The organism is [Pantoea] beijingensis (assembly GCF_022647505.1).
GTDB lineage: Bacteria > Pseudomonadota > Gammaproteobacteria > Enterobacterales > Enterobacteriaceae > Erwinia > Erwinia beijingensis.
In genome coordinates this window covers 3,829,313-3,853,423 of sequence record NZ_CP071409.1, presented here as the reverse complement: position 1 = coordinate 3,853,423, position 24,111 = coordinate 3,829,313, and the positions used below count along the sequence as shown (strand labels likewise).

Annotated in this window: 21 protein-coding genes; 14 read left to right on the top strand and 7 right to left on the bottom strand. The window is 50.5% G+C overall.

Features of this window, described 5'->3' with window-relative positions:
- Positions 1-10: 10 nt before the first annotated feature.
- Complete coding sequence (gene glpT / locus J1C60_RS17415; RefSeq protein ID WP_128176294.1) at positions 11-1,360, bottom strand: glycerol-3-phosphate transporter; 1,350 nt, start codon at positions 1,358-1,360, stop codon at positions 11-13.
- Between the two features lie 295 nt (positions 1,361-1,655).
- Between glpT and J1C60_RS17410 the strand changes: the two genes are divergently transcribed.
- Positions 1,656-2,507 carry a carboxylate/amino acid/amine transporter gene (locus J1C60_RS17410; protein ID WP_128176292.1) on the top strand — a complete coding sequence of 284 codons (852 nt, stop codon included), beginning with the start codon at positions 1,656-1,658 and terminating at the stop codon, positions 2,505-2,507.
- A 31-nt stretch (positions 2,508-2,538) separates the two neighbouring features.
- Here J1C60_RS17410 and J1C60_RS17405 read toward each other — a convergent pair whose 3' ends face one another.
- Both J1C60_RS17405 and metR read right to left on the bottom strand, forming a co-directional pair.
- Positions 2,539-3,018 (bottom strand): YehS family protein, encoded by a 480-nt coding sequence (locus J1C60_RS17405; RefSeq protein WP_128176290.1) that lies wholly within the window; start codon positions 3,016-3,018, stop codon positions 2,539-2,541.
- Positions 3,019-3,216: 198 nt separating this feature from the next.
- The gene (metR, locus tag J1C60_RS17400) at positions 3,217-4,164 is read right to left on the bottom strand and encodes an HTH-type transcriptional regulator MetR (protein ID WP_128176288.1); all 948 of its coding nucleotides are present in this window, start codon (positions 4,162-4,164) and stop codon (positions 3,217-3,219) included.
- Positions 4,165-4,452: 288 nt separating this feature from the next.
- On the opposite strand from metR, the gene metE reads away from it, so the two are divergent.
- A complete protein-coding gene (gene metE, locus J1C60_RS17395) occupies positions 4,453-6,723 on the top strand; it encodes a 5-methyltetrahydropteroyltriglutamate--homocysteine S-methyltransferase (RefSeq protein ID WP_128176286.1) in 2,271 nt (756 codons plus the stop codon).
- A gap of 31 nt (positions 6,724-6,754) precedes the next feature.
- On the opposite strand, the gene J1C60_RS17390 is transcribed toward metE, so the two are convergent.
- Positions 6,755-7,591, bottom strand: coding sequence for a dienelactone hydrolase family protein (locus J1C60_RS17390; RefSeq protein WP_128176285.1), 837 nt, complete (start codon positions 7,589-7,591; stop codon positions 6,755-6,757).
- Positions 7,592-7,887: 296 nt separating this feature from the next.
- On the opposite strand from J1C60_RS17390, the gene udp reads away from it, so the two are divergent.
- The 10 genes from udp to hemB all read left to right on the top strand — a co-directional run bounded on the left by udp (position 7,888) and on the right by hemB (position 17,179).
- Positions 7,888-8,649, top strand: a complete 762-nt coding sequence (gene udp, locus J1C60_RS17385; protein WP_128176283.1) for a uridine phosphorylase — start codon at positions 7,888-7,890, stop codon at positions 8,647-8,649.
- A gap of 218 nt (positions 8,650-8,867) precedes the next feature.
- Positions 8,868-10,376 (top strand): DNA recombination protein RmuC, encoded by a 1,509-nt coding sequence (gene rmuC, locus J1C60_RS17380; RefSeq protein WP_128176281.1) that lies wholly within the window; start codon positions 8,868-8,870, stop codon positions 10,374-10,376.
- A gap of 141 nt (positions 10,377-10,517) precedes the next feature.
- Positions 10,518-11,273: a bifunctional demethylmenaquinone methyltransferase/2-methoxy-6-polyprenyl-1,4-benzoquinol methylase UbiE gene (gene ubiE / locus J1C60_RS17375; protein WP_128176279.1), complete on the top strand. Its 756-nt coding sequence runs from the start codon at positions 10,518-10,520 to the stop codon at positions 11,271-11,273.
- A 12-nt stretch (positions 11,274-11,285) separates the two neighbouring features.
- Positions 11,286-11,891: a ubiquinone biosynthesis protein UbiJ gene (gene ubiJ, locus J1C60_RS17370; protein WP_128176277.1), complete on the top strand. Its 606-nt coding sequence runs from the start codon at positions 11,286-11,288 to the stop codon at positions 11,889-11,891.
- Positions 11,888-13,534: a ubiquinone biosynthesis regulatory protein kinase UbiB gene (ubiB, locus tag J1C60_RS17365; protein WP_128176275.1), complete on the top strand. Its 1,647-nt coding sequence runs from the start codon at positions 11,888-11,890 to the stop codon at positions 13,532-13,534. Before ubiJ ends, ubiB begins: the two co-directional genes overlap by 4 nt.
- 115 nt (positions 13,535-13,649) lie before the next feature.
- Positions 13,650-13,907 carry a Sec-independent protein translocase subunit TatA gene (tatA, locus tag J1C60_RS17360; RefSeq protein WP_128176273.1) on the top strand — a complete coding sequence of 86 codons (258 nt, stop codon included), beginning with the start codon at positions 13,650-13,652 and terminating at the stop codon, positions 13,905-13,907.
- A 3-nt stretch (positions 13,908-13,910) separates the two neighbouring features.
- Complete coding sequence (gene tatB / locus J1C60_RS17355; RefSeq protein WP_128176271.1) at positions 13,911-14,453, top strand: Sec-independent protein translocase protein TatB; 543 nt, start codon at positions 13,911-13,913, stop codon at positions 14,451-14,453.
- A 2-nt stretch (positions 14,454-14,455) separates the two neighbouring features.
- Complete coding sequence (gene tatC, locus J1C60_RS17350) at positions 14,456-15,214, top strand: Sec-independent protein translocase subunit TatC (RefSeq protein WP_128176269.1); 759 nt, start codon at positions 14,456-14,458, stop codon at positions 15,212-15,214.
- A 91-nt stretch (positions 15,215-15,305) separates the two neighbouring features.
- Positions 15,306-16,085: a 3'-5' ssDNA/RNA exonuclease TatD gene (tatD, locus tag J1C60_RS17345; protein WP_128176268.1), complete on the top strand. Its 780-nt coding sequence runs from the start codon at positions 15,306-15,308 to the stop codon at positions 16,083-16,085.
- A 71-nt stretch (positions 16,086-16,156) separates the two neighbouring features.
- A complete protein-coding gene (gene hemB / locus J1C60_RS17340; protein WP_128176266.1) occupies positions 16,157-17,179 on the top strand; it encodes a porphobilinogen synthase in 1,023 nt (340 codons plus the stop codon).
- Between the two features lie 30 nt (positions 17,180-17,209).
- Here hemB and rfaH read toward each other — a convergent pair whose 3' ends face one another.
- Positions 17,210-17,698, bottom strand: a complete 489-nt coding sequence (rfaH, locus tag J1C60_RS17335; RefSeq protein WP_128176264.1) for a transcription/translation regulatory transformer protein RfaH — start codon at positions 17,696-17,698, stop codon at positions 17,210-17,212.
- A gap of 402 nt (positions 17,699-18,100) precedes the next feature.
- Here rfaH and ubiD point away from each other — a divergent pair, with 402 nt between their 5' ends.
- Together ubiD and fre are read left to right on the top strand one after the other, a co-directional pair.
- The gene (gene ubiD, locus J1C60_RS17330; RefSeq protein ID WP_128176262.1) at positions 18,101-19,585 is read left to right on the top strand and encodes a 4-hydroxy-3-polyprenylbenzoate decarboxylase; all 1,485 of its coding nucleotides are present in this window, start codon (positions 18,101-18,103) and stop codon (positions 19,583-19,585) included.
- A 172-nt stretch (positions 19,586-19,757) separates the two neighbouring features.
- Positions 19,758-20,459 (top strand): NAD(P)H-flavin reductase, encoded by a 702-nt coding sequence (fre, locus tag J1C60_RS17325; protein ID WP_128176260.1) that lies wholly within the window; start codon positions 19,758-19,760, stop codon positions 20,457-20,459.
- Between the two features lie 270 nt (positions 20,460-20,729).
- Here the strand turns inward: fre and fadA are convergent, their stop codons facing one another.
- Together fadA and fadB are read right to left on the bottom strand one after the other, a co-directional pair.
- Positions 20,730-21,893 (bottom strand): acetyl-CoA C-acyltransferase FadA, encoded by a 1,164-nt coding sequence (gene fadA / locus J1C60_RS17320; RefSeq protein WP_128176258.1) that lies wholly within the window; start codon positions 21,891-21,893, stop codon positions 20,730-20,732.
- A 10-nt stretch (positions 21,894-21,903) separates the two neighbouring features.
- Positions 21,904-24,090, bottom strand: coding sequence for a fatty acid oxidation complex subunit alpha FadB (gene fadB, locus J1C60_RS17315; protein ID WP_128176256.1), 2,187 nt, complete (start codon positions 24,088-24,090; stop codon positions 21,904-21,906).
- Positions 24,091-24,111: the final 21 nt, after the last annotated feature.

Below are 24,111 nucleotides of genomic sequence, written 5' to 3'. Positions count from 1 at the left end.
CATCCTCCGATTAATTCAACTGCTGTAATGTCTGCTTATGTTTGTTCTCACTTAGCATGGTCATCAGCAGTAAAATTACGGCCAGCACACAACCGCCGATCATAATGATGAAGCCGCCATCCCAGCCGAAGTAATCGACAGTGTAGCCAACGATGGCACTTGCGGCCACGGAGCCACCGAGATAGCCGAACAGTCCTGTGAAACCGGCTGCGGTACCCGCTGCCTTCTTCGGCGCGAGCTCAAGCGCATGTAACCCAATTAACATTACCGGGCCATAGATGAGAAAACCAATGACGATCATGCAGGCCATGTCGATACCCGGGTTACCTGCCGGATTCATCCAGTAAATTACGGTGGCGATAGTGACCAGTATCATAAAGAAAACGCCAGTCGCACCGCGGTTACCTTTAAATACTTTATCCGACATCCAGCCACACAGTAGCGTGCCGGGGATGCCTGCATATTCATATAAAAAATAGGCCCAGGACGACTTATCCAGTGCGAAGTGTTTGACCTCTTTCAGGTAAGTCGGTGACCAGTCGAGAATACCGTAGCGCAGTAGATAGACGAAAACGTTGGCCAGAGCGATATACCACAGCAGCTTGTTGGGCAGTATGTACTGCATAAAGATCTGTTTTGCTGTGAGTTCTTCTTCCGCTTTGTCGGTGTAGTCAGGCGGATAGTCATTTTTATACTCTTCGATAGGCGGTAAACCACACGATTGTGGCGTATCACGCATCAGTGCAAATGCAATCAAGGCAATGATGATTGCCCCGAAAGCAGGCATATAGAGTGCGGCTTTCCAGTCGTTAAACCAGGCCATGCCAAGCAGGAAGAGCAGAGGAGGGATGCCGCCGCCAACGTTATGGGCACAGTTCCATATCGAAACGATACGGCCGCGCTCTTTTTGTGACCACCAGTGCACCATTGTACGCCCGCACGGCGGCCATCCCATTCCCTGGAACCAGCCACATAAAAACAGCAGAACAAACATCACCATGATGCTGGAGGTGGCCCAAGGTACGAATCCCATAAATAGCATCACTGCTGCCGCAAGAATCAGACCAGCAGGAAGGAATACGCGTGGATTTGAACGATCGGATACTGAGCCCATAATGAATTTTGAAAAGCCATAGGCGATAGAAATCCCGGACAGAGCGAACCCCAGATCTCCTCGCGAAAAGCCTTGCTCAACCAGGTAGGGCATTGCCAGCGCAAAGTTTTTACGTACCAGATAGTAAGCGGCGTAGCCGAAGAAGATACCCAGAAATATTTGCCAACGCAGGCGGCGATAGTGTGGATCAATGTGTTCATCTGAAACACGCGGTTGATGCTGCGCGGGTTTGAAGATAGTTAGCATTTGGCCTCCAGTGGCGCGTTTTGTTCTGACATCTCAGATTGGATGATCTTAAGTAAGAACATTGCTCGACTACGCAGGTGTAAATGTTCCATTTCGAGCAAATAATAGCGGCGGGAGGGGATAATAACTGTGAGTAACTGCTCAATTGTTACAGTTTGATTACAGTGATGCGCGTTTGTTTTCTTTATCAAACATATTTAATTATTTATTTGTTGGCGGCGTGTTACTCAAAAACATGCCTTAACGCACACACTTTTCGTTACAATAGCGCTTCTTTTTTTGATGAGTGTGTAACGTGGCATTACTGATTATTACCACTATTCTTTGGGCTTTTTCTTTTAGTCTTATCGGTGAGTACCTTGCAGGCCAGGTTGACAGTTGGTTTGCCGTACTCATGCGGCTGGGTTTGGCCGCAATGGTATTCTTGCCCTTTTTACGCTGGCGTGGTTATCCGTTGTTTACGCTGCTGCTGTATATGTTGGTGGGAATGTTGCAACTGGGGATTATGTATCTCATCAGTTTTCAGGCGTATCTCTATCTTAGCGTCTCGGAATTTCTGCTATTTACCGTCATGACACCGCTGTATGTCACGTTAATATATGATCTCATTAGCGGTCGGGGTGTACGTCCGGGGTATGCGTTGAGCGCGTTACTGGCGGTGCTGGGTGCTGCGATTATTCGCTATGACAAAGTAAGCGACCATTTTTGGTATGGTTTACTGCTGGTACAGCTGGCGAATATCTGCTTCGCAGTGGGTATGGTGGGTTATAAACGGCTGCAGGAAACGCGGCCTATGCCGCAGCATACCGCATTTTCCTGGTTTTATATTGGTGCGGCGAGTGTTGCTATCGTTGCCTGGCTGCTATGGGGAAATCCAGACAAATTGCCTGTTACCGGCCTGCAGTGGGGCATTTTACTGTGGCTGGGTGTAGTGGCATCAGGACTGGGATATTTTATGTGGAATTATGGCGCCACGCAGGTCGATGCCGGCACGTTGGGCATTATGAACAACATGCATGTCCCCGCAGGGTTGTTGGTCAATCTGGCGATTTGGCAGCAACAACCGCACTGGCCAAGTTTTATTATCGGTGCAACGATAATCTGTGCGTCATTATGGGTGCATAAGCGATGGATTGTCAGCCAGTAACAGAAGCCAGGCGGACCTGGCTTACGATGCTCTAGGCTTTCTTCTCGGCTGTCGGACGTATTTTTTTCGTCAGCCCTTTTAAAAAGTTTCTTAAGATCTGATCGCCACATTCCCGATAGTTTTTGTGCCCCGGCTTGCGGAAAATGGCACCTATCTCGCTTTGTGATACTGAGAAATCGGCTAGCTGTAGCACATCCGTAATATCGGTCGCTTTTAAATCAAAGGCAACGCGCAGTTTTTTTAGCATGATGTTATTGGTCATTTTGCGTTCGATGGACGGTGCTGGTGCCTCTTCACTCTTACCGCGACGCTGAAAAATCAATCCATTAAGAAAATAGCCCATGATGACATCGGGACAGGCGCGGAACCCCTCTTCTTCTTCTTTTTTCAAAAAGGCATGCATTTCCTCGGCGGACACGTCGCTGTCTGCCAGCGCCAGAAGGGCGACCATCTGGGCGTCACTTAAGTCCAGCATGTAGCGCACGCTGCGTAACACGTCATTGTTGGTCATAATGAAATCTCTTCAATTTATAAGGGCGTTGCGGCGCATTATATACATGTCGTCCCTGAAGTTGCAGCGCTGTTCACGGTATTCGTGTCTGCAGGTGGTAAACAGGAGTCATCGCAATCGTGGATTTTGCCGAATATGGCTGGCAGACAGGGATAGGATTGATGACGGCCAGTGAGGCCCACTGGCGTGCGTATATATTCAGAGTAGCGGTGACGAGAGCGGCTGTGGTATCGGGTTGCCGGGACGCGAGGCGTCATGAACCAGCGGCAAATTATCACATGCGTGCTGGCGTGAAGAGCGAATAAACGCTTCGATAACCGGTTGGCGCTGCTCACCATCACGCACGGCAGCGTACAGTCGACTCCAGAGTCCATTCCCCAGTGTTTTTGTGACAACTAATCCCTGACGTTCGAAGCTTTCTACTACCCAGTGCGGTAGCGCGGCAATGCCCATACGCGCGGCAACCATCTGAATCAGCAGTAAAGTATTATCGACGCTTTTCAATGCCGGACTGACGCCCGCGGGTTGCAGAAAGTTACGCCAGATATCCAGACGCTGGCGCTGTACTGGATAAATAAGCAACACATCATTCGCCAGGTCAACTGGCGTAATTTGTTCCTGCTGGGCCAGCGGATGATCGGGCGCAAGTACCAGCCGAACTTCGAAATCGAACATGGGCGAATAGTGTAGACCACTGCGAGGCAAGATATCAGAAGTCAGTACTACATCAAGTTCGCCCTGCTGCAGCGCAGGCTGAGGATCAAAAGTCACGCCTGATTTGAAATCCATCACCACCTGCGGCCAGCTTTGGCGGAAATTATCCAGTGCGGGCGTCAGCCATTGAATACAGCTATGGCATTCAATAGCGATACGCAGGGTGGCTTGGTGAGGTTCATGGCATGCCTGTAAGGCCTGCTGAATCTGCGGTAACACCTGTTCAGCCAGCTGTAACAAGATCTCTCCCTGCGGCGTAAAGCGCAGCGGTTGGCTTTTGCGCACAAACAGACGAAAGCCCAGGCGCTGCTCCAGGTCACTGAACTGGTGGGATAACGCCGATTGCGTTTGGTGCAGCTGGGCCGCCGCCGCAGCGAGCGAGCCAGTATTTCGCAATGCTTGCAGCGTTCGCAGGTGTTTGAGTTCGATCATGAGAGTCCTTCATATCGAGAGTGAATAATTTGCGCTTGTGGTTCATACAGTACCTGCACAGTATAGCAGTGTAAACATCTGGACGTCCAAACTTCCAGCTATCCTGCTTGTCATTTTGGACCGAGGTGTATTTTACCAGACGTATGAGCACCTGAGTGCGCAAGGTGACCTTAAATGCGGCGCGGTGAACCATGCTAAAAATGCCGCGCGACCCACGTCCAAACTGACGGTGCTAATGACGCCAGTTCAACATATTGCGCAACGTTATTAACAGACAAGGATAAAATCATGACCATCCTGAACCATACACTTGGATTTCCCCGCGTCGGCTTACGTCGCGAACTGAAAAAAGCGCAGGAAAGTTACTGGGCAGGCAACAGTACTCAGGAAGAGTTGCTGGCCGTGGGTAGTGAACTGCGTGCTCGCCACTGGCAGCAACAAAAAGAGGCTGGCGTTGATCTGCTGCCCGTAGGTGATTTTGCCTGGTATGATCACGTACTGACGACCAGTCTGTTACTGGGCAACGTACCTGCGCGTCACCAAAATAAAGACGGCTCGGTCGATCTGGACACCTTGTTCCGTTTGGGACGTGGTCGCGCACCAACCGGCGAACCCGCCGCCGCTGCAGAAATGACCAAATGGTTTAACACCAACTATCACTACATGGTGCCAGAATTCACTAAGGGCCAGCAGTTCAAACTGACCTGGACACAGCTGCTGGATGAAGTCGATGAAGCGCTGGCCCTTGGGCATAAAGTCAAACCTGTTTTACTGGGGCCTGTTACCTATCTTTGGCTGGGCAAAGTGAAAGGTGAGCAGTTTGATCGCCTGAGCCTGCTGCAGGATATTCTTCCCGTCTACCAGCAAGTGCTGGCGGAGCTGGCGAAACGTGGTATTGAGTGGGTGCAGATCGATGAACCTGCACTGGTTCTTGAGCTGCCTGCTGAATGGCTGAACGCTTTCAAACCGGCTTATACTGCGCTGCTGGGCAATACAAAACTGCTGTTAACCACCTATTTCGATAGTATCTCTCACAACCTGGATACCCTTCGCGCACTGCCGGTAAATGGCCTGCATGTTGATTTAGTACACGGCAAAGATGATATCACTGATATCAACGCTAAACTGCCCGCCGAGTGGCTGCTCTCTTTAGGGGTGATCAATGGCCGTAACGTATGGCGTGCCGATCTGAGCACCTGGTTTGAGCGTTTAGCGCCGCTTGTTGGTCAGCGTAAACAGCTGTGGATGGGTTCTTCATGTTCACTGCTGCATAGCCCAATCGATCTGAGTGTTGAAACACGGCTTGATGATGAAGTGAAAAGCTGGTTCTCATTTGCACTGCAAAAATGCGGTGAGTTGGCGCTGCTGACGAAAGCGCTGAACACCAACGATGCGGCGTCTCTGGAATCATGGAGCGCGCCAATCCGCGCTCGTCGTAACTCAAACCGCGTACATAATGCCGCTGTTGCACAACGTCTGGCCGCGATCACCCCACAAGATATTGAACGTCAAAGCGATTACCCGGCGCGTGCCGTTGCCCAGCGTAAGCGCTTTAACCTGCCGGCATGGCCCACCACGACCATAGGCTCATTCCCTCAGACCACTGAAATTCGTGGCCTGCGCCTGGATTTCAAACAGGGGCGTCTCGACGGTAATCATTACCGCACCGGCATTGCGGAACATATCAAACAGGCGATCGCGGAGCAGGAGCGTTTAGGTCTGGACGTGCTGGTACATGGTGAAGCAGAACGTAACGACATGGTTGAATACTTCGGCGAGCATCTGGATGGCTTCGTGTTTACTCAGAACGGTTGGGTACAAAGCTATGGTTCCCGTTGCGTGAAACCGCCGGTTATTATTGGCGATGTCAGTCGTCCTGAAGCGATTACCGTTGAATGGGCCAAATATGCGCAGTCTCTGACCGATAAGCCTGTCAAAGGGATGCTGACGGGGCCGGTGACCATTCTCTGCTGGTCTTTCCCGCGCGAAGATGTGTCACGTGAAACCATTGCTAAACAGATTGCGCTGGCGCTGCGTGACGAAGTTGAAGACCTGGAGAAAGCGGGCATTGGTATCATCCAGATTGATGAGCCTGCGCTGCGCGAAGGTTTGCCATTGCGTCAGTCTGACTGGGCGGCCTATCTGAAATGGGGCGTGGATGCGTTCCGCCTGAATGCGGCTGTTGCACGGGATGATACGCAGATTCACACCCACATGTGTTATTGCGAGTTTAACGACATCATGGATTCTATCGCCGCGCTGGACGCTGACGTGATCACCATCGAAACATCGCGTTCTGATATGGACCTGCTCGAGGCGTTTGAGGATTTCGAGTATCCCAATGAAATTGGGCCGGGCGTGTATGACATTCATTCACCCAACGTGCCTGGCGTGGAGTGGATTCAGGATCTGCTGCTGAAAGCGGCGAAACGTATTCCGGTTGAGCGCTTGTGGGTTAACCCGGACTGTGGTTTGAAAACGCGTGGGTGGACTGAAACGCGTCAGGCGCTGGCCAACATGGTAAAAGCGGCACAGAACCTGCGTGAAACTAAAGTCTGATACTAGGGGGCGCCGGCGCCCCCTTGTTTACTCAGGCTGCAGGTTTTACGCCGTTTTGTTTGAACCAGGCGAGCATCCGCGACCAGCCATCTTTCGCTGATTCTTCATGATAATCGGGACGATAATCTGCGTTAAATGCATGTCCGGCTTCCGGATAGACAATGATTTCTGATTTAGCGTTAGCCGCTCGTAACGCCTGGCGCATTAATTCAACGCTTTCCTGTGGGATACCAGTATCCAATCCACCGTACAAACCCAACACCGGTGCGTTAAGGTCCATTGTCACATCAACCGGATGTTTTGGCTGTTTCATGGTTTTTTCACCCACAAGCCTGCCATACCATGCAACAGCTGCTTTTAACTGTGGATTATGAGCGGCATACAGCCAACAGATACGTCCTCCCCAGCAAAAGCCGGTGATAGCGGTATTACGCATATCGCCTCCGTTCCGCGAGGCCCAATTAGCCACGTGGTCAAGATCGGCTAATACCTGTGCATCAGGCACCTTGCTGACCAGCTCTTTCAGCAATGTTGAGAGATCGCTGTAATCATTAGGGTCGCCCTGACGGAAATAGAGTTCAGGGGCAATAGCCAGATACCCTTCCATCGCAAGGCGGCGGCAAATATCGCGGATATGTTCGTGGACGCCAAAGACCTCCTGAACCACTAAAACTACCGGTAGCGGCTCTGATGCATCTTTGGGTTTGGCATAAAAAGCGGGCATGTTTTCGCCCTGTGTGGGAATGGAAGTTTCTTTAGTCGTGATCGACTCACTTTCAGTCAGAATCGTGGTCGATGCGGTGGGGGCTACCGCAGGAGCGAACCCATTATTGTCTTGTTTATGAGCGGTGTTTTTTTCAGTGTTCATTGTTCTCTCCATGCAAGCATTAGCGCAATCAGGTAACTATAGTCAGAATTACACATTGATTATGTGTTGCGTACCCTTTTTAACATCTATCTCTTTAACACTCGGGCAGGAAAAAGCGCAGGGTTGGTTGTAGCAAATTATGATTACAGAGTGATTTAATGTGATTTAAACCACATATTTTTCCTTATGAAATGTAACTTCCATTTTAATGAGTGAGAAAAATCACATAAATTTATTGAGTGCTGCCTTACAGTAGCGCATTGCATTATCAATCCTATTTTAAACAGGAGTCTGTTATGGCCCAATCTGACGTTTTTCACCTTGGTATTACAAAAGCTGATTTACAGGGAGCGACACTGGCGATTGTGCCTGGCGATCCTGAGCGCGTGAAAAAAATTGCGGCTCTGATGGAGAATCCTGTTCATCTTGCGTCTCATCGCGAGTTCACTACCTGGCGCGCGGAACTGGACGGTAAACCTGTTGTGGTTTGTTCAACCGGCATTGGTGGCCCTTCGACGTCAATCGCGGTTGAAGAGTTGGCGCAGTTAGGCGTCAGAACGTTTCTGCGTGTGGGAACTACCGGTGCGATCCAGCCGCATATTAATGTGGGTGATGTGCTGGTGACGACGGGATCGGTTCGTCTTGACGGTGCAAGTCTGCATTTTGCTCCACTGGAGTTTCCGGCTGTGGCCGATTTTAGTTGTACGACGGCGCTGGTCGATGCTGCGAAAGCCACTGGTGCGAAAACCCATATTGGGATTACCGCTTCATCCGATACGTTTTATCCCGGTCAGGAACGCTACGACACATTCTCCGGGCGCGTGGTGAGCCGCTTCCAGGGATCGATGAAAGAGTGGCAGCAAATGGGGGTACTGAACTATGAGATGGAGTCTGCAACGTTATTAACGATGTGCGCCAGCCAGGGCTTGCGTGCTGGTATGGTGGCTGGTGTCATTGTTAACCGGACTCAAAAAGAGATCCCGGATGCTCAGACAATGCAACAGACGGAAAGCGACGCGGTGAAAATCGTGGTTGAAGCGGCTCGCCGCCTGCTGTAGCCCTTTCAGGACGGGGGCGTTTCGGCGGCCTGCTCTCTCCCTTGTGCCACGGCCGTGGCCCTCAAAATGATCACTCTTCTGTGGCCGCTTATGCGGTCATTTTTACCGTTATCATCTGGTCAGGATAAAACAGACTGGACATCCATACAGCCTCCCTTTAACGTGGCGTTGAATAGACGCGTAGCGCGATAGAAACGCGCGATGTAACAGGAGGATAAGTGGATACCAGTTTATTTTACGGTATTGGCGGCTTAGTGATTGGGCTGTTGCTGGGCTGGTTAATTGTCAGTATGCGTGCGCAGCAGCGTAGTGCGCAGCATGATACGCAGCAGCGTCTGCTGGAACATGATTTGCACCAGACACAGCAGGAGCTAGCCTCGCGTCAACTGTCACTGGAAAAGCATCAGCAACACCTGCGCCAGCATGAGATTGAGCTGCGAAATCTTCACGGGCAGTTTACCGCCGCGCAGGAGAAGCTAGAGCAGTTGGGCTACTGGCGCAATGAGTGTGAACTGCTGCAGCAGGAGCTCCGTGCGCTGCGTGAAATTAACAGCGCGCAGGAAGCTGAATTGCGTGAAGTGACTATCCGGCTGGAAGAGACAAGAATGGCGGCTGAAGAAAAGCAGCGTTTGCTGACAAACAGTGAACAGCGGCTGACCGCACAGTTTGAAAACCTGGCGAATCGCATTTTTGAAAGCAGTGGTCGGCGGGTTGATGAACAAAATCGTCAAAGCCTGCAGGGTTTAATAACGCCGCTGCGTGAACAACTGGAAGGATTTCGTCGCCAGGTTCAGGACAGTTTCGGTCAGGAAGCGCGTGAGCGACATACGCTTTCCCATGAAATTCGTAATCTGCAACAGCTGAATGCGCAAATGGCACAGGAAGCGATCAATCTGACCAAAGCGTTAAAGGGCGATAATAAAACCCAGGGGAATTGGGGAGAGGTGGTGCTGAGTCGAGTACTTGAAGCATCGGGCTTACGTGAAGGCCATGAATATCAGACCCAAGTTAATGTCCAGATCGATCAGCATAGCCGTATGCAGCCGGATGTTATTGTGCGCTTGCCACAGGGTAAAGATGTGGTGATTGATGCCAAAATGACGTTGGTTGCCTATGAGCGTTACTTCAATGGGGAAGACGATATTGCGCGGGAGCAGGCAATTAACGAGCATATTGCGGCAATTCGAGCGCATCTTCGGGGGTTAAGCCGAAAAGATTATCAACAATTACCGGGTTTACGCTCACTGGATTATGTGTTGATGTTTATTCCCGTAGAACCTGCATTTTTACTGGCGATTGATCGACAGCCAGAGTTGATTAGCGAAGCGCTAAAACTGAACATTATGTTGGTGAGCCCGACAACGCTGCTGGTGGCGTTACGTACCATAAATAATCTCTGGCGCTATGAGCATCAAAGTCGTAATGCACAGCGTATTGCCGATCGTGCCGCTAAGCTCTACGACAAGATGCGACTTTTTGTTGATGATATGACAGGCTTAGGACTGAGCCTGGATAAAGCTCAGGATCATTACCGCCTTGCAATGAAAAAGTTGGCGGAAGGGCGTGGTAACCTCATTGCCCAGAGTGAAAGTTTTCGCCATCTCGGCGTCGAGATAAAACGGCCCATTAATCCGCGTCTGGCTGAGCAGGCGCTGCCGGAAACGTCGGAGATCCATGAAGACGCATCAGACAGTAACGTGTTATCGGATGATGATTACTCGAAATGATTCATATCACAGCCCGTAATCTGCAGCCTGAAGTCTGATGGGATATTGAGATGCATCAACGAATAAACGTGGGCTAGCGTGCCTGATAATCGCGACTCTGATACACTTCGGGGATATTTGATTGTGGAGCAGGCAAAACAAATGGCAGATGAACCGCAGGAAACCACACACTTTGGTTTTCGCACCGTAGCGAAAAGCGAAAAGGCGGATATGGTGGCAGACGTTTTCCATTCCGTCGCGGCAAAATATGACCTGATGAACGATCTGATGTCGTTTGGTATCCATCGTATCTGGAAGCGTTTTACCATCGATTCTAGCGGCGTGCGCCGCGGTCAGCGTGTGCTCGATCTGGCGGGTGGAACCGGTGACCTCACCGCGAAATTCTCCCGTATCGTGGGTGAGACCGGGCAAGTGGTGCTGGCTGATATCAACAGTTCGATGCTGAAAATGGGGCGTGAAAAGCTGCGCAATAGCGGCATTGTTGGCAACGTTAGCTACGTGCAGGCTAATGCAGAGGCGCTACCTTTCCCTGATAATTATTTTGACTGCATCACCATTTCTTTTGGTTTGCGTAACGTAACCGAGAAGGAAAAGGCGTTGGCATCCATGTTTCGCGTGCTGAAACCTGGCGGCCGTTTGTTAGTGCTGGAGTTCTCCAAACCGGTTCTTGAGCCGATCAGTAAAGCCTACGATGCCTATTCTTTCCATATCTTGCCGCGCATTGGTGAACTGGTGGCAAAAGATGCAGAAAGCTACCGTTATTTGGCTGAATCCATCCGCATGCATCCCGATCAGGAAACGCTGAAGGCGATGATGATGGACGTGGGTTTTGAAAATGCGACTTACCACAATATGACGGGCGGCATCGTTGCGCTGCATCGTGGATTCAAGTTTTAACCGGGAAAGCGAATGACTTTAACGCCGCTGTTAACCGCAGGTCTGGAGACCGCGCTTAACCAAATTTTGTATCGCGATCGTAGCCTGAAAGCGGCGCGTCAACGCCTTAACGGCAAAAGTTTAGCGTTCGATCTGGATGCGCTTTCTCAGCCTTTAACGTTGATATTCAGTGAGAACCATGTGGATGTATTGGGTGAGTGGAGTGAGCAGGCGGATTGTTCGGTAAAAACGCGACTTGCAACGTTGGTAAAACTGCGTGATAAGCAACAGCTCACAACCTTGATCCGCAGTGGAGAGCTGGAAGTGGAAGGGGATCTGCAAGTTGTGCAGCAGTTCTCTACTCTGTTCGACTTAGCCGAACTCGATCCGGCAGAGTATCTTGCTCCCTGGGTAGGCGATATTGTCGCACAGGGCATGAGCCAGTTCGCGCGTCGCAGTTTTCGTTTCCTTCGCGGCGATATGGAACGTAAGCAGCGTTACGCGGCCCTGACTTTAACAGAAGAGTGGCGTGTCGCTCCTTGTGGACTTGAGCTTGCCTGGTTCGCTGAAGAAGTTGATGCGATAAGTCGCGCTGCGGATGCACTTAGCGACCGGTTAGCGCAACTGGAGGCGAAATGACACTGGGTGAAATTCGTCGACTTTATTACATCATCAAAGTTTTCCTGAGCTATGGCCTGGATGAACTGATCCCCCGAATGCGTATAACGTTGCCCATTCGTCTCTGGCGACGTTGTATTTTCTGGTTACCTAATCGGCATAAAAAAGAAGACTTAGGCACGCGCATCCGACTGGCGATGGAAGAACTTGGGCCGGTTTGGATCAAGTTTGGCCAAATGATGTCAACGCGCCGCGATCTTTTTCCGCCCCATATCGCCGATCAACTGGCTATGTTGCAAGACCGCGTGGCCCCCTTTGATGGGGCTCAGGCTCGTCGACAAATCGAGCTTTCTTTAGGAACGACGATTGAGACCTGGTTTGATAATTTTGAGATCAAGCCGCTGGCCTCTGCTTCTATTGCTCAAGTACATACCGCGACGCTCAAAGAGAATGGCAGAGAGATCGTCATCAAAGTGATCCGCCCGGATATTTTGCCGGTCATCAAAGCGGATATGAAACTGATCTACCGGCTGGCGCGTTGGGTTCCGCGTCTGTTACCGGACGGACGTCGTTTGCGTCCACTTGAAGTCGTCGCTGATTACGAAAAGACCCTGATCGATGAACTTAATTTGCTGCGAGAGGCGGCGAATGCGATTCAACTGCGTCGCAACTTTGACCAAAGCAAAATGCTGTATGTTCCTGAAGTCTTTTCGGATTATTGCAGTGAGACAATGCTGGTGATGGAGCGCATCTACGGTATTCCTATTTCAGATGTCGTGACGCTCGAACAGCACGGTGTGAATATGAAACTGCTAGCTGAACGCGGTGTGCAGGTGTTCTTTACCCAGGTATTCCGTGACAGTTTTTTCCATGCTGACATGCATCCAGGCAATATCTTCGTAAGCTATGACCACCCTGAAGATCCACAGTATATCGGGATTGATTGTGGGATTGTGGGATCGCTTAATAAAGGTGATAAGCGTTATCTGGCAGAAAACTTTATTGCCTTTTTTAACCGTGACTATCGAAAGGTTGCCGAGCTGCATGTGGATTCTGGCTGGGTGCCCGCAGACACCAACGTTGAAGATTTTGAGTTCGCGATCCGTACCGTCTGTGAACCGATATTTGAGAAGCCACTGGCTGAAATCTCCTTTGGTCACGTCTTGTTAAATCTGTTTAACACCGCACGCCGTTTTAATATGGAAGTGCAGCCACAGCTGGTGTTGCTGCAAAAAACGTTATTGTATGTTGAGGGCGTTGGCCGGCAGTTGTATCCCCAGCTCGATCTGTGGAAGACAGCGAAACCTTTCCTGGAAGAGTGGATCAAAGACCAGGTTGGCATTCCCGCCATTGTGCGTGCATTAAAAGAGAAAGCGCCTTTCTGGGCTGAGAAGTTACCCGAATTACCTGAGCTTTTTTATGACAGCATGCGTCAACATAAAAGATTGCAGCATAGCGTGGACCGGCTGGTCAGTGATATTCATATTCAGCGAGCAAACCAACATCAGTCACGTTTTCTGTTTGGCGTTGGCGCGACTCTCCTCCTGAGCGGGACCGGAATGTTACTGATGCATCCTGAATGGGATATTTTTCCGGCGCTGATGATGGCTGGCGGTCTCGTCGCCTGGCTTATCGGCTGGCGCAGAGCCAGCGCATTGTCATGAAGCGTAAAAAAACGTTTTTATGAGGATGCTGGAGGTTTGCTCATCGTCAGTGTGCAGCGAGATGTTATATACTTCATGACTGGCGTGATTATTATCTTTTATCAGAGGCAAGCACATGGGTGGGATCAGTATTTGGCAATTGTTAATTATTGCCGTGATTGTGGTACTTCTGTTCGGTACCAATAAATTACGTAACCTGGGTTCCGATTTAGGTTCATCCATCAAAGGTTTTAAAAAAGCGATGGGTGATGAGGATCAGAAAGACACAGAGAAAGCGTCTCAGGATGCTGACTTCAGTGCTAAAACGTTGGCAGACAAGCCACAGACTGAAGTTAAGAACGAAGAATCCAGGAACGACAAAGACAAGGTGTAAGCCGTGTTCGATATAGGTTTTAGTGAACTGGTATTGGTGTTCGTTATCGGACTGGTTGTCCTTGGACCGCAGCGTCTGCCGGTTGCGGTAAGAACAGTGGTCGGCTGGATTCGCGCATTGCGTTCACTCGCGGCCAACGTGCAGAATGAGTTGGCACAGGAACTGAAAATTCAGGAACTTCAGGACAGTCTGCGAAAAGTCGAGCAGGCCAGTAAGGATTCGCTTTCTCCTGAGCTAAAAGAGTCTATGGAGGCGTTGAAAAAAACGGCAGACTCTATGAGACGTTCTTATCTGGGCGATAACGAAAAAGCGGATGATGAAGCCAATACGATACATAATCCACTGGTGAACGATCCGCATGAGTCTCATGATGGCGTGACGCCAGCGGCCGCAGGTGCGCAGGTCAGTTCACCCCCTCAGGCACCAGAAACTGTCGACGCTGCACTCGATTCCATTTCACCATCAGCAGAATCTGCTACAGCGGTTGAAGCCAAACAAGATCCGCGAGTGGCAACATTAACTGCACCAACAAGTGATGAACGTTAAACATGGCTGTTGAAGATACCCAACCCCTCATCAGTCATCTGATTGAACTGCGTAAGCGCCTGCTCAACTGCATTATTGCCGTTTTGGTTATTTTCCTTGCCTTGGTGTATTTTGCGAATGATATTTACCAGTTGGTTTCCGCTCCGCTGATCAAGCAGTTGCCGGTAGGTGCCAGCATGATTGCGACCGATGTCGCCTCACCCTTTTTTACGCCTATCAAGCTCACCATTATTGTCTCGGTGTTTCTTGCTGTTCCGGTGATCCTGTATCAGATTTGGGCTTTTGTTGCCCCAGCACTCTATCGGCATGAACGCCGGCTGGTTATGCCTTTACTCTTTTCCAGTACTGCTTTGTTTTATATCGGTGTGGCGTTTGCCTATTTTATCGTTTTCCCATTAGCGTTTGGTTTTTTCGCCAAAACCGCCCCCCAGGGCGTATTGATTGCGACTGATATTAATAACTACCTGGATTTTGTCATGGCGCTATTTATGGCGTTTGGCGTCTCCTTTGAAGTGCCTATCGCAATTGTATTGCTGTGCTGGACCGGCGTGACAAGCCCGGAAGATCTAAAAAGAAAGCGTCCGTATGTGCTTGTAGGCGCTTTTGTCGTCGGTATGTTACTGACACCGCCGGATGTTTTTTCGCAAACTTTGCTCGCTATTCCGATGTACTGTTTGTTTGAAGTCGGCGTATTCTTTTCACGCTTCTATGTCGGAAAAGGACGTCAGGGTATGGATAAGGAGCAGGAACCTGAATCCTGATATCCCCTGGGGCACGCGATTCCAGCCAGATGCGTGGAATTAAAAGTCATAGAAAACCGCCCGTAAGGGCGGTTACCGTTTGGAAAGAGACATGTTTGATATCGGTGTAAACTTGACCAGTACACAATTCGCCAAAGATCGTGTAAAGGTCGTTAAACGCGCGCGTGAAGCAGGCGTCACCGGCATTTTAATTACCGGTACTAACGCGCTAGAAAGTCAGCAGGCGCAGAGCCTGGCTCAGCAAAACCCCGATTACTGTTGGTCAACCGCGGGTGTTCATCCCCACCACGCCAGTGAATGGTCTGGCGAAACCGCCTCAACGCTACGTCGTTTGACAGAGCGCCCACAGGTTGTAGCTATCGGCGAGTGTGGGCTCGATTTTAACCGCAACTTCTCGGCCCACGATCAGCAAGAATATGCGTTTGATGCTCAGCTGGCGCTGGCCGCAGAACTTTCAATGCCGGTATTTCTCCATTGCCGTGATGCACATTCGCGTTTTATCGATATCTTAACGCCGTGGATCGACAAATTGCCCGGGGCGGTGGTGCATTGCTTTACCGGTACGCAATCAGAGCTGGAAGCGTGTCTGGCGTGTGGACTTTATGTGGGGATCACCGGTTGGGTCTGTGATGAGCGCCGTGGACTGGCCCTGCGCGAGCTATTGCCGCTAATTCCCGCCGATCGCCTATTGCTGGAGACGGATGCACCTTATCTGTTACCGCGTGACATGAGGCCCCGTCCTCCTTCGCGCCGCAATGAACCCTGTTTTTTGCCACATATTGTCCATCAGGTAGCCGTATGGCGTGGCGAAGATCCTGAGTGGCTTGGGCAGAAAATTGATGAAAATACCCGGAGTTTGTTCAGGCTTTAATCGGGCGGGGTTATACCCGCCATGCGCTGCGTAATATAAAAGTCTGCACTATTCCTATCAGGAGAACACTAATGAGCTTTGCATTCCCTGGCGCCTTTCCTGGCCGTCGTCTGCGCCGCGTGCGTCGTCATGATTTTAGTCGTCGTCTGGTTGCGGAAAATCAACTAACCGTTGACGATCTAATTTATCCCGTCTTTGTTATGGAAGGCCACAATAAGCAACAGGACGTAGCATCTATGCCGGGCGTCAGGCGTATGACCCTCGATCTGTTGTTAAAAGAAGCGGAAGCGATTGCAAAACTTGGCGTACCGGTTATGTCGCTTTTTCCGGTGATTGAAGGTGATAAGAAATCCCTGCATGCGGAAGAGGCGTACAGCCCCGACGGGTTGGTCCAGCGTACTATCCGTGCGTTAAAAGATGCAGTACCAGAGCTGGGATTGTTGACAGACGTCGCGCTGGATCCTTATACCACGCATGGCCAGGATGGTGTGATTGATGCTGATGGCTATGTTATCAATGACATCACGAAAGAGATCCTTGTACGTCAGGCGCTCTCCCATGCTGAGGCTGGTGCTGAAATCATCGCGCCAAGCGATATGATGGATGGCCGTATTGGCGCTATCCGTGGGCAGCTTGAGCTTGAGGGTTTTGTTAATACTCAGATCATGGCCTATTCCGCGAAGTATGCCTCTTGCTACTACGGCCCGTTCCGTGATGCGATTGGTTCTTCCGGTAATCTGAAAGGGGGCAATAAAATGACCTATCAGATGGATCCGGCCAATACGGATGAGGCGCTGCAAGAGATTGCCCAGGATTTGCAGGAAGGTGCAGATATGGTAATGGTTAAGCCGGGTATGCCCTATCTTGACGTTATTCGCCGGGTGAAGGATACCTTTGGCGTGCCAACGTTTGCTTACCAAGTCTCTGGCGAGTATGCGATGCATATGGCCGCGATTCAAAATGGTTGGTTGGCAGAGAAGCCTGCGATTATGGAATCGTTATTATGCTTTAAGCGTGCGGGTGCGAACGGTATTTTGACCTATTTTTCTAAACGTGTGGCCGAGTGGTTACGTGACGAGCAGATGCAGCGGTAACCGATCTTGGGCGGTATTAAACCGCCCAATTTACATCTTCTGAAACTGCTTATTATCCACGCTACGCACAATCTGTTTGTTCAGTAAGTTGAGCAACAGCATAGAGCGCGCTTCACCGTCTGGTTCGGTAAATATCGCTTTTAATCCTTCAAAAGCCCCTTCGGTGATGATGACCGCATCACCGGGCTGCGGCGTATCAGGATCAACCCTGTTTTGTGGCGTGTCCGTCTGCAGCATGTCAATAACTTCCTGCGGCACGGTAGCAGGTAGTGCGCCAAAACGTACGAAATGGCTAACGCCACGTGTCGCGCTGATGGTGGTGGTATGGATGGTCTCGGGATCGAACTCAATGAACAAATAATTGGGAAACAGAGGCTCACTAACGGTGGTACGTTTGCCACGCACGATTTTTTCCATCGCTATCATTGGGCTAAGACAATGCACCGACTGACGCTCAAGATGCTCTTTTGCGCGCAATAACTGCCCACGTTTGCAGTAAAGTAAATACCAGGATTCCATAATGTCACTTTCCAATTATCAGATGATAAGGATACCAAAACCCCTGTTAGAGTTATAGCTACATCAAGCTTTACGCCATCCTGTAGCGTAAGAAATATCTTAATCTATCACCATAAACCAGCCTCGCTATGCAGGCAACGCTGACGTATAACGCTGAATTGGAAATTGACGTTGATGGCCAACCTGTATCAGACTCTCGGTAACTCGACTGATCATACGTTGAGGATGTTTCTTCCTGTACTCTGAATGTTTGATGAGGATCTTGGTCGTGAGCGGGTGTCATTCCCAGGTGACCACGATTACCTTTCATCTGGCGGGATGACAGAGTCAGTAACAAAAACAAGCATGCCTCAGGAATCAGCTTTATAATGGCCGATTCACCGACCGTATTGATGGAAAGTCATGAAATACCAGGACTTACGCGACTTCATTTCTCTGCTGGAGCAGCGCGGGGAATTAAAAAGAATCACGCATGAGATCGATCCCGATCTGGAAATGACCGAAATTGCCGATCGCACTCTGCGTGCCGGCGGCCCGGCCCTTCTGTTTGAAAACCCCAAAGGCTATGACATGCCGGTGCTGTGTAACCTGTTTGGCACACCCAAGCGTGTAGCGATGGGGATGGGCCAGGAGGATGTCGGCGCCTTACGCGAAGTGGGTAAACTGTTGGCTTTTTTAAAAGAACCGGAGCCGCCGAAAGGTTTCCGTGATCTGTTTGATAAGATGCCGCAGTTTAAGCAAGTGCTGAATATGCCAACGAAGCGGTTACGTAATGCTCCCTGCCAGGAACAGATCTGGCAAGGTGATGACGTTGACCTGTCCCGCATTCCGGTGATGAAGTGCTGGCCGGAAGATGCCGCACCGCTCATAACCTGGGGATTGACCGTTACGCGCGGTCCCCACAAAGAACGGCAGAATCTTGGCATTTATCGTCAGCAGGTGATTGGAAAAAATAAAGTTATTATGCGTTGGCTCTCCCACCGCGGCGGTGCACTTGATTTTCAAGAGTGGTGTCAGGCGCATCCTGGTGAACGTTTTCCGGTTGCCGTGGCATTGGGTGCCGATCCTGCCACTATTTTAGGCGCGGTAACACCGGTTCCGGACAGCCTGTCGGAATATGCTTTTGCAGGCCTGTTACGGGGCAATAAAACCGAAGTGGTGAAGTGCATCAGTAACGATCTTGAAGTTCCCGCCAGTGCGGAAATAATACTTGAAGGTTATATTGAGGCGGGGGAAACCGCGCCGGAAGGCCCCTATGGCGACCATACCGGTTACTATAACGAAGTCGATAACTTCCCTGTCTTTACCGTAACGCATATTACGCAACGTCGTGATGCTATCTATCATTCTACTTACACGGGACGTCCACCGGATGAACCTGCGGTATTGGGTGTTGCGCTAAACGAAGTGTTTGTGCCTATTTTGCAGAAGCAGTTCCCGGAAATTGTCGATTTCTATTTGCCGCCTGAAGGTTGTTCTTATCGGCTGGCTGTTGTGACAATGAAAAAGCAGTATGCCGGACACGCCAAGAGAATCATGATGGGCGTGTGGTCATTTCTGCGGCAATTTATGTACACCAAGTTTGTTATCGTCTGTGACGATGACGTGAATGCGCGAGACTGGAACGATGTGATATGGGCTATTACCACGCGAATGGACCCCGCGCGTGATACGGTCTTAGTCGAAAATACGCCAATCGATTATCTGGATTTTGCATCGCCGGTTTCGGGACTGGGGTCAAAAATGGGGCTGGATGCGACAAATAAATGGCCGGGTGAAACGCAGCGAGAATGGGGCCGGCCGATCGTAAAAGATGCGGCTGTTACCGCACGTATTGATGCCATCTGGGATGAGCTAGCTATCTTTAATGTAGCGCCGAAGCGTTAATGATATCCTGAATCATTCGCGTTGCAGGATGTGGGGAATCTGTACGTTCCCGGAGGCTGAATGAAATCAGATGGCCGGGGCGTGTGGGGTTTATCAACAAATCTGCAGCGTGGAATTGGGCGGGTATACGCATCGTGAACCACTGATAATGACGACCCGACAGAGGGAACGCATGACAACGTTAAGCTGTAAAGTAACCTCGGTAGAGGCTATTACCGATACCGTGTATCGAGTTCGACTGGTGCCTGAAGCTAATTTTAGTTTTCGTGCGGGCCAGTATTTGATGGTTGTGATGGACGAACGTGATAAACGTCCGTTCTCTCTGGCCTCAACGCCGATGGAGAAGGATATTATCGAACTGCACATTGGTGCATCCGAGCTCAATCTCTATGCGATGGCCGTCATGGAACGTATTCAGCAACAGCGTGAAATTACCGTGGATATTCCTCATGGTGATGCCTGGTTACGCGATGACAGTACGCGTCCGTTGATTTTGATTGCGGGAGGTACGGGATTTTCTTACGCTCGCTCGATCCTGCTGACGGCTCTTGCACAGCAGCCCGATCGGGATATTGCTATTTACTGGGGTGGGCGCGAACTCAAACATCTTTACGATCTTGATGAGCTAAATGCGCTGGCAATTAAGCATCCAAATCTAAAAGTCATTCCGGTGGTTGAACAGCCTGAAGAAGGCTGGGAAGGGCGGAACGGTACGGTGCTAACCGCCGTGATGCAGGACTATGGTTCGCTAAGCGGGCATGATATCTATATTGCCGGACGTTTTGAGATGGCAAAAGTTGCTCGCGATCGTTTCTGCACTGAACGTGGTGCACAGGAAAATCAGATGTTCGGCGACGCTTTTGCTTTTATTTGAGACCGCAGAGGCGGGTTGTTACTCGCCTCAACGTGTTGTTTCATTGAAATTAAAACCGCCCCAACGGGCGGGAAGCGATTCAATTGGTTCACGTGCCATCGTATCTGCTCCGGAATGCAGGCCAACGTCAGAAATCCCTCCCGGACAACATATGCAGGCAACTGCAGTGACCAGAACAGATTTGAACGCCAGCTCTTGGTCTCGAAAGGGCGTGGCCCAGAGATGGGCCAGGTAATGGCGTAACCAGTAAACCTGCAGCTTGATGAACGGTCAGACGCGTTCGAAAATTGTCGCAATACCCTGACCTAATCCAATACACATGGTCGCCAGGCCAAACTGGACATCACGACGCTCCATCAAATTAAGTAATGTGGTGCTGATACGGGCTCCGGAGCAACCCAACGGATGTCCTAATGCAATCGCACCACCATTCAAGTTGACCTTTTCATCCAGCCGATCAAGTAATCCCAGATCTTTGATACACGGAAGCGTCTGCGCGGCAAAGGCTTCGTTCAGTTCAAACAGATCAATATCGTTAACCGTCAGACCTGCTCGCTTTAGTGCCAGTTTTGATGCAGGTACTGGACCGTAGCCCATGATTGAAGGGGCGCAGCCGACTACGGCCATCGCCCTGATACGTGCGCGAGGCGCTAATCCCAGTGCCCGGGCGCGCGATTCACTCATTATTAACATAGCTGCGGCGCCATCGGAGAGAGCGGAAGAGCTGCCTGCGGTGACACTGCCATTTGCCGGGTCAAATGCAGGCCTCAGTGCTGCCAGGCCTGCAATGTCAGTTTCAGGGCGGATGACTTCATCAAAATCGTAACGTTTAAGCACGCCATCGGCATCGTGGCCGGAAGTGGTGACAATCTCATTTTTAAAATGCCCGGCTTGGGTGGCAGCCCAGGCCCGTTGGTGGGAGCGAGCGGCGAATTCATCCTGCATCTCGCGACTAATATGATGCATGCGTGCCAGCATCTCTGCCGTCAGCCCCATCATACCTGCTGCTTTTGCTACAGTACGACTCAGGCCAGGGTGGAAATCAACCCCGTGGTTCATAGGAACATGGCCCATATGTTCCACACCACCGATAAGGCAAGCGGTAGCATCACCAACCATAATGGCGCGGGCGGCATCGTGTAGAGCCTGCATAGATGAACCACACAGGCGATTTACTGTGGTAGCAGGAACGTGGTGGGGAATTTCCGCCAGCAGTGCGGCATTACGCGCAATGTTAAATCCCTGTTCCAGTGTTTGTTGCACGCAGCCCCAGTAAATATCGTCCAGTGACGCCGCATCCAGTGAAGGGTTACGACTAACGATCTCACGCATCAGATGAGCTGAGAGGTCTTCCGCACGTACATGGCGAAATGCACCGCCTTTGGAGCGTCCCATTGGCGTACGGATAGCATCAACAATGACTACGTTTTCCATTATATTTTCCTCACGCCGTTTTCAGGATGTCGTCGTTAGTCGGTTGAGCAACGGGATACCAGCTTTCACCAATCTGTGCTTTATTTTCTATGCCTGCCGGCACCTGGTACAGCATGCCCAGATGTATAAATTGCTTCGCTTGCTCGACAAAGGCGATATTGCTTATGGTATCCAGATAACGGAAAGCACCTCCGTGGAATGGTGGAAAACCGAGCCCGTAGACTAATGCCATATCGGCTTCGGCCGGGCTGGCAATGATGTTTTCTTCCAGACAACGCACTACTTCATTGATCATTGGGATCATCATTCGGGCGATAATTTCGGCGTCACTAAACTCTCGCCGGGGCTTGCTGACGCTTTGTAATAACTCATCTACCGCTGGGTCTGATACTTTTTGGGCTTTGCCTTTTTTGTCATTTTCCCATGCGTAAAAGCCGAGCTGGTTCTTCTGGCCGTAGCGATGAGCATCGAACATGACATCGATGGCATCGCGATAATCTTTTTTCATTCGCGTTGGAAAGCCCTCTGCCATTACGCGTTGAGCATGGTGAGCCGTATCAATCCCAACCACATCCAGCAGATAGGCAGGCCCCATGGGCCAGCCAAAGGTTTTTTCCATGACGTTATCGATTTGCCGAAAATCAGCGCCGTCACGTAGCAGTAAGCTGAAACCGGCAAAATAGGGAAAGAGCACGCGATTCACGAAGAATCCGGGGCAATCGTTAACGATAATGGGGGTTTTACCCATTTTACTTGCCCAGGCTACCACCTTAGCGAGCGTTGAATCCGAGGTCCTTTCACCACGAATCACCTCGACCAGTGGCATGCGGTGTACCGGATTGAAGAAGTGCATACCACAGAAGTTTTGCGGACGGGTTAATACGCCAGCTAAGTGGTTAATCGGAATGGTTGAGGTGTTTGAAACTAAAATTGTGTCTTCGCGCACCTGTTTTTCCGTTTCTGCCAATACGGCCGCTTTGACTTTCGGATTCTCTACTACGGCCTCGACGACGATATCAGCACGTTCAAAGCTAGCGTAATCCAGCGTGGGTTGGATTGTCGCAATAATGCCAGCCAGTTTGAGCCCATCTATTTTTCCCCGTTCAAGCTGTTTATTCAGCAGTTTGCTGGCTTCGTCCATGCCAAGCGTCAGCGATTTCGGGTTGATATCTTTCATTATTACGGGCACACCTTTCCAGGCGGACTGATAAGCGATACCACCACCCATAATGCCAGCCCCTAATACGGCGGCTTGTGTTGGAACTTTGCTGTTACCGATCAGTTTTTTGGCTTTCGATTTAATGTATTGATCGTTGAGGAAAATTCCCACCAGGGCACGAGCTTCATTAGAGCGAGCCAGCGGGACGAAAGCTTTTGCTTCCAGCTTTAGCGCGTTATCGCGGTCTAATCCGGCGGCAGCTTCGATGCTTTTGACTGCGATAAGAGGTGCTGGATAGTGTTTACCTGCAGTTTGAATGACCAGCGCCTTGGCCGTAGTGAAACTCATTGCCGCTTCAATGGCACTCAGTTTTAACGGCTGTAGCTTAGGTTGGCGGCGGGTCCGCCAGCAGTGCGGTTCGGCGATAGCTGCTTTTAACATTGCTATTGCCCCACTGTGCAGCTTTTCCGGTGTGGTAATAGCGTCGATTAAACCTATCGCCAATGCGCGGTTTGCATCCACATCTTTACCTGCGGCGATAATTTCCAATGCACTATCGGCACCAAGCAAACGCGGAAGACGCACTGAGCCGCCAAAGCCCGGCATAATACCGAGTCGGGTTTCCGGCAAACCAATACGTGCATCGGCGGTGGCAATACGATAATCAGTAGCCAGCACGCATTCACAGCCACCACCCAACGCGTAGCCACTTATGGCGGAGAGAGTGGGGACAGGTAAATCTTCAAGCCGATTGAAAATTGCATTGGCAAAAGCGAGCCACTGCTCAAGTTTTTCTGCAGGGGCTGCAAACAGCGATAAAAATTCGTTGATATCGGCACCGACAATAAATGTGGGCTTCCGTGAGCTGAGGAGTAATCCTTTGAGAGTCGCTTGTTTCTCCAGAACTGCGATCGCTTCACCCAGACTGGCTACCGTTTTAGTATCCAGTTTATTTACTGAGCCGGGAGCATCAAAAATCAGTTCGGCAATACCGTCATCCAGCCAGTCGAGAGAAAGTGTTTCGCTTTGGTACAGCATGTCAATCTCCTGAAGCAGCGA

Excerpts from the sequence above, each read along its gene's own strand:
- glpT (WP_128176294.1), bottom strand. The coding sequence starts at position 1,360 with ATGCTAACTATCTTCAAACCCGCGCAGCATCAACCGCGTGTTTCAGAT.
- J1C60_RS17405 (WP_128176290.1), bottom strand. The coding sequence starts at position 3,018 with ATGACCAACAATGACGTGTTACGCAGCGTGCGCTACATGCTGGACTTA.
- metR (WP_128176288.1), bottom strand. The coding sequence starts at position 4,164 with ATGATCGAACTCAAACACCTGCGAACGCTGCAAGCATTGCGAAATACT.
- metE (WP_128176286.1), top strand. The coding sequence starts at position 4,453 with ATGACCATCCTGAACCATACACTTGGATTTCCCCGCGTCGGCTTACGT.
- J1C60_RS17390 (WP_128176285.1), bottom strand. The coding sequence starts at position 7,591 with ATGAACACTGAAAAAAACACCGCTCATAAACAAGACAATAATGGGTTC.
- udp (WP_128176283.1), top strand. The coding sequence starts at position 7,888 with ATGGCCCAATCTGACGTTTTTCACCTTGGTATTACAAAAGCTGATTTA.
- ubiE (WP_128176279.1), top strand. The coding sequence starts at position 10,518 with ATGGCAGATGAACCGCAGGAAACCACACACTTTGGTTTTCGCACCGTA.
- ubiJ (WP_128176277.1), top strand. The coding sequence starts at position 11,286 with ATGACTTTAACGCCGCTGTTAACCGCAGGTCTGGAGACCGCGCTTAAC.
- ubiB (WP_128176275.1), top strand. The coding sequence starts at position 11,888 with ATGACACTGGGTGAAATTCGTCGACTTTATTACATCATCAAAGTTTTC.
- tatA (WP_128176273.1), top strand. The coding sequence starts at position 13,650 with ATGGGTGGGATCAGTATTTGGCAATTGTTAATTATTGCCGTGATTGTG.
- tatC (WP_128176269.1), top strand. The coding sequence starts at position 14,456 with ATGGCTGTTGAAGATACCCAACCCCTCATCAGTCATCTGATTGAACTG.
- tatD (WP_128176268.1), top strand. The coding sequence starts at position 15,306 with ATGTTTGATATCGGTGTAAACTTGACCAGTACACAATTCGCCAAAGAT.
- hemB (WP_128176266.1), top strand. The coding sequence starts at position 16,157 with ATGAGCTTTGCATTCCCTGGCGCCTTTCCTGGCCGTCGTCTGCGCCGC.
- rfaH (WP_128176264.1), bottom strand. The coding sequence starts at position 17,698 with ATGGAATCCTGGTATTTACTTTACTGCAAACGTGGGCAGTTATTGCGC.
- ubiD (WP_128176262.1), top strand. The coding sequence starts at position 18,101 with ATGAAATACCAGGACTTACGCGACTTCATTTCTCTGCTGGAGCAGCGC.
- fre (WP_128176260.1), top strand. The coding sequence starts at position 19,758 with ATGACAACGTTAAGCTGTAAAGTAACCTCGGTAGAGGCTATTACCGAT.
- fadA (WP_128176258.1), bottom strand. The coding sequence starts at position 21,893 with ATGGAAAACGTAGTCATTGTTGATGCTATCCGTACGCCAATGGGACGC.
- fadB (WP_128176256.1), bottom strand. The coding sequence starts at position 24,090 with ATGCTGTACCAAAGCGAAACACTTTCTCTCGACTGGCTGGATGACGGT.